Origin of the sequence: Paracoccus liaowanqingii (assembly GCF_004683865.2) — a bacterium.
Classification (GTDB): Bacteria; Pseudomonadota; Alphaproteobacteria; order Rhodobacterales; family Rhodobacteraceae; genus Paracoccus; species Paracoccus liaowanqingii.
Window position 1 is genome coordinate 141635 of record NZ_CP040761.1, and the last position, 16417, is coordinate 158051.

Sequence of the window (16417 nt, forward strand, 5' to 3'; positions counted from 1 at the left end):
ATGTAGAACAACTTTTCTATGGTCCTCGCAATCAGCGGAGGACAAGATGATCATCACAGACGTGCAGGTGCGCCATTTTCTCAGCACCACGCGACGGCATTCCGACAGTGCCGGTCACGCCCATCCCGGTCCGCCGCATCAGGTCAAGACGTCGATCTTGACGATCCGGACCGAGGACGGCCATGAAGGCCACAGCTTTACCGTTCCCGAAATCGTCCGCCCGCACCTGATAGACAAGTTCGTCCGCACGGTCCTGATCGGCCAGGATCACCGGGACCGCGAACGCCTGTGGCAGGAACTGGCGCATTGGCAGCGCGGATCGGCCGCCCAGCTGAGTGACCGCACGCTGGCTGCTGTCGATGTGGCGCTGTGGGATCTGGCCGGACGCGCACTGAACCAGCCGGTATACAAGCTGATCGGCGCCTATCGCGATAAGGTCCGGGCCTATGGCTCGATCATGTGCGGGGACGAGCTGGAGGGCGGGTTGGCAACGCCCGAGGATTACGGCCGCTTCGCTGAGACGCTGGTGGCGCGCGGCTATACCGGGATCAAGCTGCACACCTGGATGCCGCCGGTCAGCTGGGCGCCCGATGTCCGCATGGACCTGAAGGCCTGCGCCGCGGTGCGCGAGGCGGTCGGACCCGACATTCATCTGATGATCGACGCCTTTCACTGGTATTCACGCGTCGATGCGCTTGAGCTGGGCCGGGGCTTGGAAAAGCTGGGCTTCGACTGGATCGAAGAGCCTTTGGACGAACAGTCGATGTCCTCCTACAAATGGCTGGCGGACAATCTGGACATTCCGGTGGTCGGCCCCGAAAGCGCGGGGGGCAAACACTGGCACCGGGCGGAATGGGTCCGCCAAGGCGCCTGCGACATCCTGCGGACCGGGGTGAACGATGTCGGCGGCATCACGCCCGCGCTGAAGACGATGCGCATGGCGGAAAGCTTCGGCATGGATTGCGAGGTTCATGGCAATACGGCGATGAACCTTGCGGTCTGCGCCGCCTCGCGCAATTGCCGCTGGTACGAGCGTGGGCTGCTGCACCCGTTCCTGGAATATGACGACGGCTTTGATTACCTCAACCAGCTGTCCGATCCCATGGATGCGCAAGGCTGGGTCCATGTCCCCGACCGCCCCGGCATCGGCGAGGATATCAACTTCGACTTCATCGAGAACAACCGCGTCACATGAGAAAGGCGATCGCCTGCTGTTGAACCTCTGGCGGGCAGACATGCCCGCCGGGAAAGATCTCCGCATCCAGCCGACCGCCCCAAATGCCGTGCAGATGCGCGAATGCCGGGGCGACGGCCGCCAGCGGCAGGTGTCGGTCGGCATCGCCGGATCGCAGGAACAGAGGCTTCGGCGCGCCCGCCATGGCCAGATCGGGCAAATCGGCCAGCCCGGTCAGGGACGGATGCAGCATCCAGAAGGCGGCCTGCCCCGCGCTGAGGGGCGCCCCCAACCGCAGCAAGTCCCGCCGCCACGCCATCCACGAGATCGCGACCGCCGCCGTGACATGATCGCTGGTGGCAAGCGCCTGCCAGGCTCGGAACGCGCCGAAGGAAAACCCCCATGCGGCAAGGCCACGCCGCGCCTCTGGGCGGGCGGCGATCCAGGCGGCGATGTCGCGATCCTCGCCCGCGACCAGCCCGGCAAGGCTGGTGCCCAGGCCCATCGCCGTGCAGGCCAGCGCCTGCTGATCCCCCGGCATCTGCCGGTCCCCCCAGCCCAATGTATCAAAACAGAAGACCGGATGCCCCGCCGCGACCAGCCGCTGCGCCGGCGCTCCGCCATAGAACCCCTGCGGGTCGGTGACCATCTTGCGCCAGCCCTGATCGAACCGTCCTCCATGATCGTGCAGCAGCAGGACGGCGCAGCCGGTGATGCGGTCCGGAACCAAGACGATACCGCGAACCTGCTTGCCGCTGGCAAAATGCAGCGTGCCGTCCTGAAAATTGGCAACGGGGTCGGGGGCGGGCAGTGCCGCCGTCCATGCCGCGCGGATGCGGCGGCGCCAGTCCGGCGCGCCATGCGCCAGAGGCAGCGGAGCCTTCAGTCGCCGCCGCCAGTCCTCAGGCCAGTCGTCACATGGCGCGGTCATAGGCGATCGAGGCGTCGATCAGCTCGCGGGCATAGGGGTGGCGGGCCTGTTCCTCGGGGATGCCGGTCAGGGCGCCGCGGGTCAGGGTCTCGACCAGATGGCCCTTCTGCATGACCGCGAACCGGTCGCACATATGGTCCACCACCGCCAGATCATGACTGACCATGATATAGGTGAAGCCCCGCCGCGCCTGCAGATCGGACAGCAGGTTCAGGATCTCGGCCTGAACCGACACGTCCAGCGCACTGGTCGGCTCGTCCAGCAGCAGGATCTCGGGTTCCAGGATCAGGGCGCGGGCAATCGCCACACGCTGCCGCTGGCCGCCCGACAGCTGATGCGGAAAGCGGTCCAAAAAGGCCAATGGCAGGCCCACATCGATCATCGTGCGGGTGATCCGCGCCTCGCGGTCGGGCATGCTGTGGATGCGCAGCGGCTCGGACAGGGTGGTGCGGACCGACTGGCGCGGATGCAGCGAGCCGTAGGGGTCCTGAAACACCATCTGCACCGTCTTGCAGCGGCGGGCCAGAGGCATGGCGCGCAGGTTTTCGCCCCCGATCAGCACCTCGCCCTGCCAGGAGGACATCAGCAGCGACAGACAGCGCAGGATGGTGGACTTGCCCGATCCGCTTTCGCCGACAAGACCAAAGCATTCCCCCGCCCTGACGTCGAAACTGATGCCATGAAGGATCTGCACAGCGCCAAGCGTGATGGACAGATCGCGGACGTGGATGGGGTTCATGATGGCTCCTCGGCCCATTCGGGACGGCGTTGCAGGACTGGCAGAGGTCGGCGCGGCCCTCCGATGCGGGGTTGGGCGGCCAGCAGGCCCTGCGTATAGGGATGCTGCGCGCGATCCAGATCGCAGGCCGCCAGGCTTTCGACCACGCGGCCCGCATACATGATCAGCACCCGGTCGCAGAAATTGCGCACAAGGTTCAGGTCGTGGCTGATGACGATCAGCCCGATGCCCCGGTCGCGCACCAGCCGGTCCAGAATGGACAGGACCTGCATACGCACGGTCACGTCCAGCGCACTGGTCGGCTCGTCCGCGATGACCAGCTGCGGGTCGGTCAGCAGCATCATGGCGATCATGATCCGCTGCCCCATCCCACCCGAAACCTGATGCGGATACATGTCATAGACCCGTTCAGGATCGCGGATCGACACGCTCGTCAGCATCTCCAGCGTCCGGGCGCGGGCTTCCTTGTGCGAGGCGCGGTTATGGGCCAGCCAAGCCTCGGCCACCTGATCGCCCACCTTGCGGATCGGGTTCAGCGAGAATTTCGGGTCCTGCAGGATCATCGACATCCGCTTGCCGCGGATGCCCAGCATCTGCCGCTCCGATGCGGCCAGCAGGTCCACATCCTGAAACTGCATCCGGTCCGCAGTTATGTCGGCGCTGTCCAGCAGCTTCAGCAGCGCCCGGCCCACGGTTGATTTGCCCGATCCGCTTTCGCCGACGATGCCCAACCGTTCCTGCCCCAGCTGGAACGAGACGCGGTTGACGGCAGGAGACAGGGCGCCGCGATAGGCGACGGACAGGTTCTGGACGTCCAGGATCACGCTCATGTCACCTCCGGTTCATCTGTTTGGGGTCAAGCGCGTCGCGCAGCCCGTCGCCGATCAGGTTGAAGGCCAGGCTCACGCACAGGATCGCCACGCCGGGGAAGGTCACCAGCCACCAGCTGTCGATCATGTAGCGCCGGCCTGTGGCGATCATCGCGCCCCATTCCGGTAGCGGCGGCTGCGCGCCAAGCCCCAGAAAGCCCAGACCTGCCGCCGTCAGGATCACCGTTGCCATGTTCAGCGTCAGCCGGATCATGACCGAGGGCAGGCACATCGGCACGATGGACTTGCAGATGATGCGCAGATCGGACGCGCCTTGAAGGCGGGCGGCGGACACGTAATCCTCGTTGCGGAAGGTCATCGTCTCGGCCCGCGCCAGCCGCGCGACGGGCGGCCACGAGGTCAGGGCGATGGCGATGATCGCGTTCCTCAGGTTCGGGCCAAGGGCGGCCACGAAGGCCAGCGACAGGATCAAACTAGGAAAGGACAGAAAAATGTCTGTGATGCGCATCATCACCGTGTCGATGCGCCCGCCGTAATAACCCGCGACCGTGCCCACCGCCAGACCGATGGGCCCCACCACGATCGTCACCAATGCGATGATCGACAGAGTGATGCGGCTGCCCCAGACAAGGCGGCTCCAGATATCGCGGCCCAGCTCGTCGGTGCCGAACCAGTTCTGTGCCGAGGGGGGCGCCAGCGTGTTGGACAGGTCCTGCGCATAGGGCGCATGGGTGGCCAGCAGCGGCGCCGCGATGGCCGCCAAAACCAGCAGGGCGATGACCGCCAGCCCGAAGACGGAGGTCGGCTGGCGCATCAGAAAGCGCAGGATGCGGCCGAGGGGGGCCAACGCGGCAAAGGGCACGCTGCGGGCCTTGGGCAGGTCGTCGGTCATCATCAGCGCGTCCTCGGATCAAAGACGCGATAGAGCACGTCGGACAAAAGGTTCAGCGCGATGAAGATCACGCCCACCAGCAGCACGCAGGTCATCACCGCATTCATGTCGCCGGTCATCAGGTTCGAGGTCAGATATTGTCCGAAACCTGGCCAGGAAAACACCGTCTCGATCAGGACCGCCCCCTCCAGCAGGGCGCCGTAGGCGAGCGCCACGATGGTCACCAGCTGCACCCGGATGTTGAGAAACGCATGCCGCCAGATCGTCTGGCGCCGGGACAGGCCCTTGACCCGTGCGGTGGTGATGTATTCCTGATTGATCTGATCCAGCATGAAGCTGCGCGTCATCCGGGTGATATAGGCCGACGAGGAATAACCCAGCAGGCTGGCCGGGAGGATCAGGTGGTTCAGCGCGGATCGCACCACATCCCATTCCCCGGCCAGCATTGCGTCAATGACGATAAAGTTCGTGACGGGCGGCACCAGCCCGATGTAATAATCGCTGATCCGCCCGCCACCGCCGACCCAGCCAAGCGCCGCATAGAAAATCAGCAGCGCGATCATCCCGGTCCAGAAGATTGGCATCGAATGGCCCATCAGACTGAAGATGCGGATCACATGGTCGGGCCAGCGGTCCTTCTTGACCGCCGCCAGCACGCCCAGGGGAATCCCCAGACCAGCGCCGATCAGGATGGCCAGCGTCGCCAGCTCCAGCGTGGCGGGCATCACCGCCATGATGTCGTTGATGACCGGCTGGCCGGTCCGGATCGAGGTCCCGAAATCGCCGGTCAGCACGTCGCGCAGATACATCAGGAACTGCACCGGCAGGGGCCGGTCGAACCCCAACTGGGTGTAGACCTGCATATAGGTGTCCTGCGTGGCCTCTTCGCCAACGATGGCGCGGACCGGATCGGCAGGCATCAGCCGTCCGATCGCGAAGGTCAGGACCAGAAGGCCCAGCAATGTGATGACGATGGTGCCAAGTTGCCGGGCGAACCCGGTCATGCGCGATGTCGGTGACATGCCTGCCTTCCCTCCAGAGGTTGTGGACGGGGGCCAGAAAGGCCCCGGTCCTTTAGCGGGTCTTGGTCACGGTCGCCAGATCTGTGGACCACGAGGGGTTCAGAACGAACCCGTTCAGATCATCGCGATATGCGACCGAGGTCACCACCTCGGAAAAGGGAATGATCGGAGCCACGACCTCTTCGATACGGTTCTGGATGTCGGCATAGAGCTGTCGGCGGACCTCGTCATCGGCCTCGGCGGCGGCGGCGTCGATCATCTGGTTCAGCTCGGGATCGCTGAAGCTGGTGCGCCAGCCTTGAAAATTGGTCAGCCGCGCCTCGTCCGAGTTGTCGGGGTTATAGATCAGCGCGCGCATATTGCTGTCCGGATCGGGCAACTGCCCGCCGCCCCCGCGCCCGACGATCATCTCGAAATTGCGTTCCCGCATGGCGCCATAGATCTGTTCGCCCGATCCGGTGATGACCTCGGCCCGCACCCCGCCCTGAGCCAGCGATCCCTGCATTGCGGTGGCCAGGTTCAGGAACGGATCGTCCGACAGCGCGCGCAGGGTCACGTCGATGCCGTCGGGATATCCCGCCTCTGCCAGCAACGCCTTGGCCTTCTCGGGGTCCAGCGTATAACCGGGATCGTCCAACAGGCCGAAGAACCCGCCCGAGATGGGCCGCTGATGCATCTCGCCGAAATAAGGCAGGATCGCGTTGTTCACCCCTTGATAGTCGATCAGATATCGCATCGCCTCGCGCAGCTTGGGGTTCTGGAACCGCTCGTCCGCCATCGACATGGCCAAGTAATAGAACCCGGCCGAGGGTGTGGTCTGGATCTGGACCCCTTCGGTCGTCTCCAGCGCGGCCAGATCGGCAGGCGCCAGCTGGAAGGCGATGTCCAGATCGTGCTGGTCCAGCTGCAGTCGCTGGCTTTGTGATTCGGGGATGTGGCGCCAGATGATCCGGCGCATGGTCGAAGGCTCGCCCCAGAAATTGTCGTTGCGGGTCAGCAGGGCAAGATTGTTCGACTGCCATTGCTGCAGCGTAAAGGCCGCCGACCCGGCTGAGTTCTGCGCCAGCCATGCCGCTCCCAGATCGCCATCCACCTCGTTTTCGGTCACCAGAACTGAATCGATGATCGAGCCGGGGCCAACGATGCCAAGCGTTGCGATGATCAGCTGCGGGTTGATCTTTTGTGGCAGGGTCACGACGACAGTGCGGTCATCAGGTGCGGCAAATGCCTGTTCGGCCCCTTCGGCGGTAAAGCCATAGGTCTTCAGGAAGCTGGCCTGCGCCAGGTTCAGCGTCAGCAGGCGGCGGAACGACCAGACCACATCCTCGGCCCGGACCGGGTTGCCCGACGCGAACTCGGCCCCGTCGCGCAGGGTGAAGGTGATCGACATGGCATCGGGTGCGACTTCCCAGCTTTCGGCGAGGTCAGGCTGCACTTCGGTACGGTTCACGGGGTCCAGCTGGACCAACCCGTCATACACGTTGGCAAGGACCTGCACCGTTTCCTTGCCGGTGATCGCAGCGGGATCCAGTGTCAGAATGTTGGTCATGGAAAACCCGACGACCAGCTGGTCGTCAGGTGTTTCCGCCAGCACCACCGGGGCCGACAGGCCCAAGGCAGCAGCCGAGACAGTGGCGATCAAGCGCAGACGCACGAGTTTGGTCATCATATCCTCCCAAATCTTCTGATCACCCGATCCTCCCGAGATGTCAGACAGCATCGGCAATATGTTATACACTTGGGGTGCCTGTCAACGGTTTTGCGTACGCTACCTCGTTGCTCGACAATGGCTGCATGCTGTTTCACGAACAGGGCAGCAAATTCGCACCGGCATCTACAAGTGGAGGAAGCATTGCAATCACCGCCGGCCCCAGAAGCCGGTTGGGGGGCTGACCACCGCCGGTGGTCCAACTGCTTCAAAGCAAATTCCCCAACCCATGAACAAAATAAAAAAAGGCTTAAAAGAAACGAAATCCTTTCAAAGCAATAGAAGCAGAGCAAAAGGCCTCCGTGGATGTACCCCACCCCCTAGTTCATCTTCACAGCAGCCATATGATGCACGAAATATACACACTATCTGCACATCGACCATGGAGGGCATAAGATGAGCGTGCGCATGAACCTGGTTCTATCTGACGATCTAAATCGTGAGATCGAACGTCTTGTGAGCGAAAATGAGACGAACAAATCAGAAGTTATTCGGAAGTCGCTGCAGCTTTTTATTGCGGCGCAAGACGGCAAGAAGCGGGGCTTAAAGCTAGGGCTCGTTGAGCCAAAAACCGAGCGGATGCAGACTGAGTTTGTTGGTCTGTGACAAACTTAATCGATCTTTCCAATCCGGCTGCCGGGCACAACTATAAAGTTAGCGTGCAGCCGGATGAATCACGTGCCGAACGAAATATTCGACTGTTTAAGGACGTGGTATTATTCCTTTCTGCGATTGCATTCATTGGTTTCATCGCATGGTTTTGTATCGTCACGCTCATCACGCCAGGCCAGCCGCCTGAATCGCAGAGGTGGGCTCAGTCGGTGCTGTCAGCAGCGGCAGGTGGTCTCACTGGTTATCTGATCCGCCGGTAGCGAAAAGTGGCGCGGTGCTCGACTGTCGTCAACTATTCTGGCAGTCAAGTTGCTTAGCTCTTTGCTCTTGTATGCCTTAATTTATGAGCCGGTGTATTTGAAGCTTACCGCAGCCCTGCGTATCGCCGAGCATTTGACTTCACCGCGACCCCAATTGCGCATTGTTCGGTGTCCTGCAAATAAATGAAGTAATTCAACTCAGAATTGTTTATCGTAACTTGCTAAATGGTAAGAGTTTTTAGTAACTCCTTCGCAGCAGGAGGCTAAATTCGTTGTAACGACCGCCTCAAGGCTGGTGTCCTCGCTGAAGAAAAAGGACGGTCTCAGCAGAGAAAATGGATCAGGCATAGAACCTCTTCCGATACTCTCCCGGCGTCAAACCGACAATGCGGTGGAAGACCTTCCGGAATGCTCCCGGGTCGGAATAGCCGACCTGCCAAGCCACGCGCTCCACAGGTTGCTGGCCAAACTGCAGCAGCTCCTGCGCCTTGGCCACCCGCAGGCGCTGTGCGTAATCAGTCATTGTCAATCCGGTGGCTTTCTGGAAGCGGCGCAGAAATGTCCGCTTCTCCAACCCTGCCTGCTCTGCCAGAATAGCCAGACGAGCCTCTTTGCCTTCCTGCGCCTGCAGGTAATGCTGCGCCTTGAGGATGGCAGCATCGCCATGGGACAGGCGCGGCACAAAGCTGCTGTAGAACCGCTGCTCGCGCCCTGGCAGGTCGACGAGCATCATCCGTGCGGTCCTGGCCATGGTGATAGGGCCGAGGAACCGGTTCACAAGGATCAGACCAAGGTCGATCCAGGACATCAGGCCCCCGGCGGAGATGATGTCGCCCTGATCGATGATCAGCCGGTCCGCATCGACCTGCGCATCCGGGCAACGATCCTGGAGCGCCTGCGCATAGGTCCAGTGCGTCGTGACGGTCCGCCCGGCAAGCAGTCCCGTTTCGGCAAGGACGAAGGCGCCGCCGCAGACGGAAGCCAGCACTGACCCCTCCGCATGACGCTGGTATAGCCAGCGCGAGATGGGCGCGGCGGCCTTGGCAACAATTGGTGGCTCCAGAGAGGGCGGCAGAAGCAGCACGTCGCAGCGGGTCGACCCCTCATCACCGGATGCTTTGTCGCTGTCAAACAAGACCTCGGGCTCTGCGGCGGCATTGAAACGAAGATGGCGGACGCGCAGGCGTGGCAGCCCCGCGCTGCCATTCTCGGCGAGGGCGAAAAGGTCCGTCAGACCGAGAACGGCCGACATCTGGACGTCCGGATACAGAACGATCCCGATCGTCGCTTGTGTCATTGTCGTTATTGCCCTTGTTTATGTCCATCGCGCCAGTGGTCAGCGCTATCGCGCGGGACAATATTCAATTCAACCGTGAACCAAACCCATGGAGGCTCTCATGTCCAATCGCGCCATTCTCGTTGTCGATCTTCAGAATGAATACTGGCCGTCCGGCAACCTTCCCCTGCAGGGGATCGAGGCTGCGGCGGAAAACGCCGCGCGCGTGATCGAACATGCGCGGTCCAAGGGCGACCTAGTGGTGAACATCCGCCATGAAGTGCCGGGCGGACCAATCTTCGTACCGGGCAGCGAGGGTGCCGAGATCAACAAGGTCGTTGCGCCCCAGGGCGACGACGTCGTCATCACCAAGAACTTCCCCAACTCGTTTCGCGAGACCGGTTTGAAAGCCCTTCTTGACGAAGAGGGGATCAAGGATGTGATCGTGATCGGCGCAATGAGCCATATGTGCATCGATGCCACCACGCGCGCTGCTAACGACCACGGCTTCAGCACGACCACGATCCACGACGCCTGTGCGACCCGGGATATCGAGTTTGGCGGGCAGACTGCCCCCGCCGCACATGTTCATACGGCGATTATGGGGGCCTTAGCCTTCCTCTATGGCGACGTCATCAGCACCGAGGACTTCGTTCGCAGCTGACACTGTCGTCCGGCACATGCGGTCAGCCAACCCGCGGCGGGTTAGGCGACTGCATGCGCAGACCTTCTGTTGATCAGGAATTTTGACGGCAGTGCGATGCGGCGGGAAAGTGCCCGCCCGCGTCGGCCCATCTTATTCACCCTCCTATCACCAACCCTCACCGGACCTTGCCATCTGCCAGCGGACAAGGCAGCGAAAGAACTGGATTATGGACTATAAAACAAAACACGGACTGACGCGGCGCCAGGCGTTTATGATGACGGGGGGCGCGATCGCCACAGCCTCTTTAATGAGCGCGACACAAGGCACCGCCAATGCTGCCAGCGCATCAAAAACCGTTAAGATTACTCAGGTCCGCAATGCGACCATCCTCGTCGAAGTCGCCGGCGTAACGTTCCTGATCGATCCGTTGTTCGCCGAGCAGGGTAGCCTGCCTGGCTTCCCCGCTTCGGCCAGCAGTCATCTCCGCAATCCGCTGGTTTCCTTGCCCCTTCCGCAGGAAGACCTTGCTGCTGCGGATGCGGTCATCGTCACGCATCTGCATTTGGATCACTGGGATGATGCCGCAAAGGCGGCGATTGCACGCGACAAGCCGATCTTTGCGCAAAGCGAGCATGATGCGGGGCTTATCCGTGCGGATGGCTTCACCGACGTGCGTGTCCTGACCGAGACGACGGAGTTCAACGGCGTCCGCCTTATCAAGACCGGCGGTCAGCACGGCACAGACGCGACACTGGAGGCATTCCCAACCATGGGCGATGTCTGTGGCGTGGTGTTTAGCCACCCCCAGTTTCAAACCGTCTATGTGGCCGGCGACACCATCTGGAACGCGCAAGTCCAGGCTGCCATCGACACCCACAAACCCGCCGCCATCGTGTTGAATGCCGGAAACGCTGTCTTGATGGGGTTCGACCCGATCATCATGGGGACCGAGGATGTGCTGTCCGTTCATCGTGCCGCACCCGAAGCTATTCTGATCGCGAGCCATCTAGAGGCCATCAACCACTGCATCCTCAGCCGTAAGGTTCTGCGCGATTTCTCGGTTCGGGAAGGGTTCGAACAGAAGCTGCTGATACCGGCAGACGGCGAAGCTGTCACAGTCTGATCCAGCTTGATCGTCGATGAACCCGGCTCCGTCAGGCGATGCGCTTTTCCTCGCCCTCCAGGATCAAATGGCCTGACGCGAACTGCGCCCCTTCGGAGCCCTTGAGCGGACGGGCCAGCTTGACGCGATAGGTCTTTGTAACGTGGTACTTGGGGCTGATGACACGGTGCAGCAAGTCACCATTGTCAGTCAGCAAAAGAAGGCCGGACGTCTACTTGTCCAAACGGCCAATGGTGGAGATCGCTGGATCACGCCCTCTCCAACGCTCGGGCAGGATGTCATAGACCAGTGCGCCGTCTTCATTGTGTGAACAGGTCATGCCCTTGTTCATAAGGATGACCATTCCCGCGAGGGGATCGAGCGCCAGGCGGCCGATCTCCATTCGGAGCGGCAAATCTGGCGTGATAGGTATACGTTTGCTGACGTCCAGGAGGTCGGCCGCGTCCAGGGTAATACCGCCAGCCTTAGCCATTCGCGCCATTTCGGTGCGCGAGCCATACCCCATGGAGGACAAAAGCTTGTCAACGCGGGAGGTTGGGATCTTAGCCATTACTTTTGGTCCTTCAGGTTGCCAGAAAGGGGCTGCAACTGCTGTGGCCCGCTGCCCAGCTGAACTGGGCCGACGACACGCTTCTGCCGCTGTCCTTGATCCGGAATGGGCAGGAGGAGCCTGTCGACATCCTGTCCGCCGGTACGCAAGAGAAGATCGCCTTCCTCGTGCGCCTCGCCTTCGCGCGGTTTCTCGCGAAAGGCGGTCGGCATGCCCTAGTGATCCTCGACGATAGGCCACACCCACCACCGCCATGTTCATCGTTTCCAGCATCGACCAAGCGATCACGTCCAGTTTCGAAATCCATTGCGCTGTATCTCGCGCAACGGCGAGCGCGTGCCCTTCATCGCACCGGTGCACAGCTCCACCTCCAACTCCATGATCCAGTCGGCCGCAAAGGCCAGCATCTCGCACCAGATCCATGTTGGCCTGCTTATTTATCGATCAATCAGTGCCATTCTCTCGACGGTCATCGTCATCTCCATCTGGTTCAAGGTCTCGCAACCCAAACCATTCCGAAGACCGGTGATGACCACCAGCGTCACCGTCGGCCGCGCGCTACGCCGGGGCGCCGCGCGCGGCTTCCTAAACCAACTGCTGGGACACGGCCGCTTCGCGGGCCATTTAAGTGAAGTAAAGCTGTCTGGTACAGTCTATAGTTGTGTCAGTGGCTGATTGCTTATCGCAGGGTAGAGCAAATGACAGAGGCGGAAAAATTTCTGTTGCACGGGAAATGGAATAACCTTCCAGAACTCGTTCATAATTCGAAGGATCTGATAGCTATTTTTGACGGAAGCTATCGCCTTAGAGTGGCGAATTCAGCTTACTGCCAAGCATATTATTGCGACCCGGACACAGTAGTATTCTGGCCGGATATTATGCGCGCAAACTACTTAAATAATCGCGGACCGGTTGTCGTCACCGATGACATTGACGCATGGCTCGTCGAAGCTCTAGCGCGACGGGCCATTCAGACATATCGATCCTTCGAGGCAGAGCTGCACGGAGGTAAGTGGATTTGGATTACCGAAACCGTCTCCCATGAGGGCATGACGCTTTTCTATGCCACCGACATATCGACGGTTCGCACGTCGAGTCGTCAACTTCGATTGGAGCGGGACGCGGCGCGGCGGGCTTCATGGACCGATCCGCTGACAGGGGTTCCTAACCGCCGCTACATCATGGACCGATTGGAGGAGTGGCATGAAAGCCAGTCGAGCCAGGCTGAGTTCGGCGAGCATGTTCTTGCGGTTGTCGATCTGGACCATTTCAAAAGAATAAACGATCTGTACGGACATGATGTGGGCGACGAAGTTCTCCAGTCATTTTGTCAGCATTCTGTAAAGAGCATTCGTCCATTCGACCTTTTTGGTCGGATTGGCGGAGAGGAGTTCCTGTTTCTTATGCCAAACTGCTCTCCCGAGGTCGCCCAGCTCCGGCTCAGTTTATTGCAGTCGATGATCTTGCATCCGAAACACTGCTCCGAAGGCACTGTTGTCACATTCACGTTTTCTGGCGGGCTGGTCCGAGTGCGTAAGGACAAAGATGTTCACTGCTCGATCAGGGATGCGGACAAATTGCTTTACCGTGCCAAGGAAGCAGGGCGTGTTCGCGTTCTTTACTAATTTTCCACTGGTCTCAGATGCAGGCGGTCTAAGATTTGAGATCAACACTCAAGCAAAAGTACGGGCGCAAATACGGGTTCTGGCAACCGGTGGTCGTGTAGCGACCCCTTTCGTGCTGCATTACCCTATCGGCTTTGGCGGACGTTGCCGGGGTGGAGACCTTTGCGTTTGATCGTTGAAACTCCGGCTTGCTCCATATGCGCCCTTATTCTTCTAAGGTGGCAAGTTGCCTGCACCGGTTTAACGTCCCTGACTGATCTTTTGGGCACAAATGATCGCGTGGCCCTGAAAATTTTGATCGGAGAAATTTTCTCCGGTCAAGTCACTTTTAGGCTCAGGTTTTTCCGCGGATACACTGGTTTTGGTCTATCTCTGCCTGCCAATGGCAAGCTGAGCGCGCTTGAGTGTGTCCTCAAGAACCTGACCAGGATTTGCGCTGCTTTCGGTATGAGTAGTCTTGGCAAGGTTTTGCAAAAACCTACACATGTCTTTATTGATGATCGTCATGGTCACCTCCTCTGACCTGAACGTACGACGCCTAATATAGCACACGCATAAGTAGATTTACAGGCTGCATCTCTGCGGAGTGTGATCCAGCGTGTATGGAAGTCTAACCACCGTCGTCCACAGCTACAGCATCTGATGGTTGGCGAAAGCCTGTACTCCGCGCTGAATGGGGGTCGGTTTAGCCGGATCTCCACCGGGGCCACGTCAAGGGGCAGGTCGCGCAGAAGCAGCGACCGGCGGGGATTGCCGGCAGTGGCCTCGGTGTCGCCGCCCTGGATTTGCAGAGCGTCGGGACGATCAGCGGCGGCCGACCAGTCCAGCACGGCGTTGCGGTCAAGAAAGTCGTATAGGTAGTGAACCAGGCGCGGCCCTCGGCAGCCCGTCGCGAGGGCGGCAGGTCGCCCAAATCGAGCAGATGCGCGGCGGCAGTCCAGTCCTCGGCATCGGCGGCCCGCAGAAAGCTGACCATCGTGGCTCCGGGGGTGTTGCGGTCGATCCGGTCGGGCATGAAGCCCAGGCCGGTATTCAGCGCGGGGGTCTCGAAAATCGCACCTTGCGCGAGGGCGGGACGGCTAGCGGTCGCCACGATCAGAAGGATAACAAAGAATTTCGATATAAGGGCATCAAGCCCGCTCAAGCGTGTAATGCTCCGCCCACGCCCGAGCGGCGCTAAGATCGTCCCCGTGGGACGCATCGCCCAGATGTCGCCCCAGTATAGCGAGCGCGGCAACCAGTTCTGAACCTTCCGACAGTGTGCCGTCCCGGGCCAAATCGCATAGTTTGGCGATAGCACTGGGGAAATCCATCGCGGGATCATGGGGAACAAAAACCCCGGGCAGGGAAGAAGCACTCAGCATGACCACGACACTGGACAGGTCCGGGCCTAGACTTTCGATGCGCGCGGCGGTGTCCTTGTCGGGACCACGAGCGCTGATGATCCGGAAGCGGATGGCAAAGGTCCGGGCGCTGTTCGTCGTCTGCAGGATATTCAGCAGAAAGCTGACAGACAGAGTCAACAGGACCATCCCGTTTACTGCGGCGATCATCGACAGGACGTCCCACCATTCCCCCGTCACCCGAACCGTAGAGGCGCCAAGGGTCGACAGGGTCGATCCCGCAAAGGCTACCGTTTGAAGCCAGGTGGCAGGGTCGCCCGTCTTGGTCTGCTCCAGCGACAGGCCGCCCCGCAAGATGAGCACATAGCCCGCCAGATGCATCAGCACCCAGGCCCCTGCGAGAACAATCAGGATCGCGGGGCCCAGCACTCCGCGCAGAGACAGCCCGGTACGCTGTTCGAGGATCGCACTAAAACCGGATCCAGCGCGCCACAACCCGCTGGCAAGTGTGCGGCTGATAAAGCCCAAACCGCTCAGGCTGATCGTCGTGCGCAGGAAATCATAAAAGGAGACAAGGACCAGTGCGATGCCCACCGTGATCATCAGGGGCTCAGTCATGCGGCCCTCGCCGTGTCGACGGTCGAATTATACATGGCGTGCGGACCTTTAAGGAGCGGAAATGCATCACTGGCAACGGGCTGATCGTGATGCTGACGCTGGAGAGGTGCCTCGGCAACGTCCCCTGCCGGGCGCGGTTCCGTGATCTTTGCGATGATAAGCTCGTCATTGATTAGCGCATTCCTGTTCCACAGAAAATGTCTCGGTCAAGCCGGGCGCAGTAGGGTGTGGATGCGCAAGGTTGGAGACGGAACTGAGACGACGGTTGGCAACTCCATACGCAGATTGGCTACCGCATGGCCGTGGTTTTGTCTCTGGGCTACCTTGCTCTAGATAGCGAGCGTCGAACGTGTCGGCTCCGAGCATTTCCCGAGGATCCCCCACCGCGTTCCGTCCCCAACCTTGCGCATCGGCTTGATCAAGGGGTTTCTTCTTTTCCCAACTTTGGGCGTTACCGTGGTGCCCGTGTGCAGGCGTAGGCATCACCGTTACGGCAATGGCCCAGATGATGCCGACCATCTCGCGGGCGATCGCCGTGGTGACGACCACCTGTTTCTTCCCCGACGCGCCCAAGTGGCGATAGCGTTGGCACATTGGCAGCTGTCCCTTCCATGCGATGTCACGCACGGCCTTAGGCAAAGATTCGATACGGTCGGGAAGCTTGCGGCTGACACGTGCCTGCATCCGGTAGCTCTAGGCGCCTGCGATCAGCACGCGTCGGGCGAGCCAGCTGCCGGCCCTCGTGATCCCCCCGCGCCGGATGCGGGAACCGCTGGAGTGTTCCGACGACGTCAGCTCCAGATACGCCATCAGCTGTCGGGAGTTCTTGAAGCGATGGAAGTCCCCGACCTCGGCCACCACCGAGACAGCAACGATGACCGCGACCCCGCGCCCGGCCTGTACGGCTTTCTAACACCGGCACCAAGTTCCAGCTCGGCAGCAGGTCGCCAACTTGGCCAATCAGGCGTTTGACCAGAGCTTCGGCATCATCTCGGTCAGGCGGGGACCCAGGAGATCATCCTGCTCTTCAGCGCGGGGGCGAGGCCTCATCACGGCTCCAGAATTCGC

The 16417-nt window shown here is 60.8% G+C and carries 18 protein-coding genes and 2 pseudogenes; 6 read left to right on the forward strand and 14 right to left on the reverse strand.

Features of this window, described 5'->3' with window-relative positions; translation table 11 throughout:
* The first annotated feature begins 46 nt into the window (after positions 1–46).
* The gene (locus tag E4191_RS18210; protein WP_139615858.1) at positions 47–1195 is read left to right on the forward strand and encodes a mandelate racemase family protein; all 1149 of its coding nucleotides are present in this window, start codon (positions 47–49) and stop codon (positions 1193–1195) included.
* Here the strand turns inward: E4191_RS18210 and E4191_RS18215 are convergent.
* From E4191_RS18215 to E4191_RS18240, 6 genes are read right to left on the reverse strand one after another with little or no spacing between them, the layout of a single operon-like run.
* A complete protein-coding gene (locus tag E4191_RS18215; protein ID WP_139615859.1) occupies positions 1188–2105 on the reverse strand; it encodes a hydrolase in 918 nt (305 codons plus the stop codon). The two genes, E4191_RS18210 and E4191_RS18215, sit on opposite strands and share 8 nt — an antisense overlap.
* Entirely contained in the window at positions 2089–2844 is a 756-nt protein-coding gene (locus tag E4191_RS18220; protein WP_136886824.1) for an ABC transporter ATP-binding protein, read from the reverse strand. Before E4191_RS18220 ends, E4191_RS18215 begins: the two co-directional genes overlap by 17 nt.
* On the reverse strand, positions 2841–3674 hold the full coding sequence (locus E4191_RS18225) for an ABC transporter ATP-binding protein (RefSeq protein WP_139615860.1): 834 nt from the start codon (positions 3672–3674) through the stop codon (positions 2841–2843). Before E4191_RS18225 ends, E4191_RS18220 begins: the two co-directional genes overlap by 4 nt.
* Before the next feature lies 1 nt (position 3675).
* Entirely contained in the window at positions 3676–4566 is an 891-nt protein-coding gene (locus E4191_RS18230; protein ID WP_136886868.1) for an ABC transporter permease, read from the reverse strand.
* A gap of 2 nt (positions 4567–4568) precedes the next feature.
* On the reverse strand, positions 4569–5588 hold the full coding sequence (locus E4191_RS18235) for an ABC transporter permease (RefSeq protein WP_139615861.1): 1020 nt from the start codon (positions 5586–5588) through the stop codon (positions 4569–4571).
* Positions 5589–5640: 52 nt separating this feature from the next.
* A complete protein-coding gene (locus tag E4191_RS18240; RefSeq protein WP_139615862.1) occupies positions 5641–7254 on the reverse strand; it encodes an ABC transporter substrate-binding protein in 1614 nt (537 codons plus the stop codon).
* Positions 7255–7692: 438 nt separating this feature from the next.
* Here E4191_RS18240 and E4191_RS18245 point away from each other — a divergent pair, with 438 nt between their 5' ends.
* Positions 7693–7902, forward strand: a complete 210-nt coding sequence (locus E4191_RS18245) for a ribbon-helix-helix domain-containing protein (protein WP_139615863.1) — start codon at positions 7693–7695, stop codon at positions 7900–7902.
* 606 nt (positions 7903–8508) lie between these two features.
* On the opposite strand, the gene E4191_RS18255 is transcribed toward E4191_RS18245, so the two are convergent.
* A complete protein-coding gene (locus E4191_RS18255; RefSeq protein ID WP_139615865.1) occupies positions 8509–9465 on the reverse strand; it encodes a GlxA family transcriptional regulator in 957 nt (318 codons plus the stop codon).
* A gap of 100 nt (positions 9466–9565) precedes the next feature.
* Here E4191_RS18255 and E4191_RS18260 point away from each other — a divergent pair, with 100 nt between their 5' ends.
* Together E4191_RS18260 and E4191_RS18265 are read left to right on the forward strand one after the other, a co-directional pair.
* Complete coding sequence (locus E4191_RS18260) at positions 9566–10108, forward strand: cysteine hydrolase family protein (protein ID WP_139615866.1); 543 nt, start codon at positions 9566–9568, stop codon at positions 10106–10108.
* A 208-nt stretch (positions 10109–10316) separates the two neighbouring features.
* On the forward strand, positions 10317–11213 hold the full coding sequence (locus E4191_RS18265) for an MBL fold metallo-hydrolase (protein ID WP_407947085.1): 897 nt from the start codon (positions 10317–10319) through the stop codon (positions 11211–11213).
* A 34-nt stretch (positions 11214–11247) separates the two neighbouring features.
* On the opposite strand, the pseudogene E4191_RS18270 reads toward E4191_RS18265, so the two are convergent.
* The 3 genes and pseudogenes from E4191_RS18270 to E4191_RS24900 form a co-directional block, all read right to left on the reverse strand.
* Positions 11248–11763 (reverse strand): annotated as a pseudogene (locus E4191_RS18270) (pseudouridine synthase); the annotation flags it as partial.
* Complete coding sequence (locus E4191_RS18275) at positions 11763–11975, reverse strand: hypothetical protein (protein WP_139615867.1); 213 nt, start codon at positions 11973–11975, stop codon at positions 11763–11765. The pseudogene E4191_RS18270 and the gene E4191_RS18275, both read right to left, overlap by 1 nt.
* Positions 11976–12056: 81 nt before the next feature.
* A pseudogene (locus tag E4191_RS24900) lies at positions 12057–12236 on the reverse strand (IS256 family transposase); the annotation flags it as partial.
* A gap of 225 nt (positions 12237–12461) precedes the next feature.
* Between E4191_RS24900 and E4191_RS18285 the strand changes: the two are divergent.
* Both E4191_RS18285 and E4191_RS18290 read left to right on the forward strand, forming a co-directional pair.
* A complete protein-coding gene (locus E4191_RS18285; protein WP_139615869.1) occupies positions 12462–13388 on the forward strand; it encodes a GGDEF domain-containing protein in 927 nt (308 codons plus the stop codon).
* A 279-nt stretch (positions 13389–13667) separates the two neighbouring features.
* Positions 13668–13910 (forward strand): hypothetical protein, encoded by a 243-nt coding sequence (locus tag E4191_RS18290; protein WP_139615870.1) that lies wholly within the window; start codon positions 13668–13670, stop codon positions 13908–13910.
* 163 nt (positions 13911–14073) lie between these two features.
* On the opposite strand, the gene E4191_RS18295 is transcribed toward E4191_RS18290, so the two are convergent.
* The 4 genes from E4191_RS18295 to E4191_RS24300 all read right to left on the reverse strand — a co-directional run bounded on the left by E4191_RS18295 (position 14074) and on the right by E4191_RS24300 (position 16210).
* Positions 14074–14532, reverse strand: coding sequence for a hypothetical protein (locus E4191_RS18295; RefSeq protein ID WP_139615871.1), 459 nt, complete (start codon positions 14530–14532; stop codon positions 14074–14076).
* On the reverse strand, positions 14519–15349 hold the full coding sequence (locus E4191_RS18300) for a hypothetical protein (protein ID WP_139615872.1): 831 nt from the start codon (positions 15347–15349) through the stop codon (positions 14519–14521). Before E4191_RS18300 ends, E4191_RS18295 begins: the two co-directional genes overlap by 14 nt.
* 165 nt (positions 15350–15514) lie before the next feature.
* Positions 15515–16033 carry a hypothetical protein gene (locus E4191_RS24295; protein WP_228461829.1) on the reverse strand — a complete coding sequence of 173 codons (519 nt, stop codon included), beginning with the start codon at positions 16031–16033 and terminating at the stop codon, positions 15515–15517.
* A gap of 9 nt (positions 16034–16042) precedes the next feature.
* Entirely contained in the window at positions 16043–16210 is a 168-nt protein-coding gene (locus tag E4191_RS24300; RefSeq protein WP_331459653.1) for an IS110 family transposase, read from the reverse strand.
* Between the last annotated feature and the right edge of the window lie 207 nt (positions 16211–16417).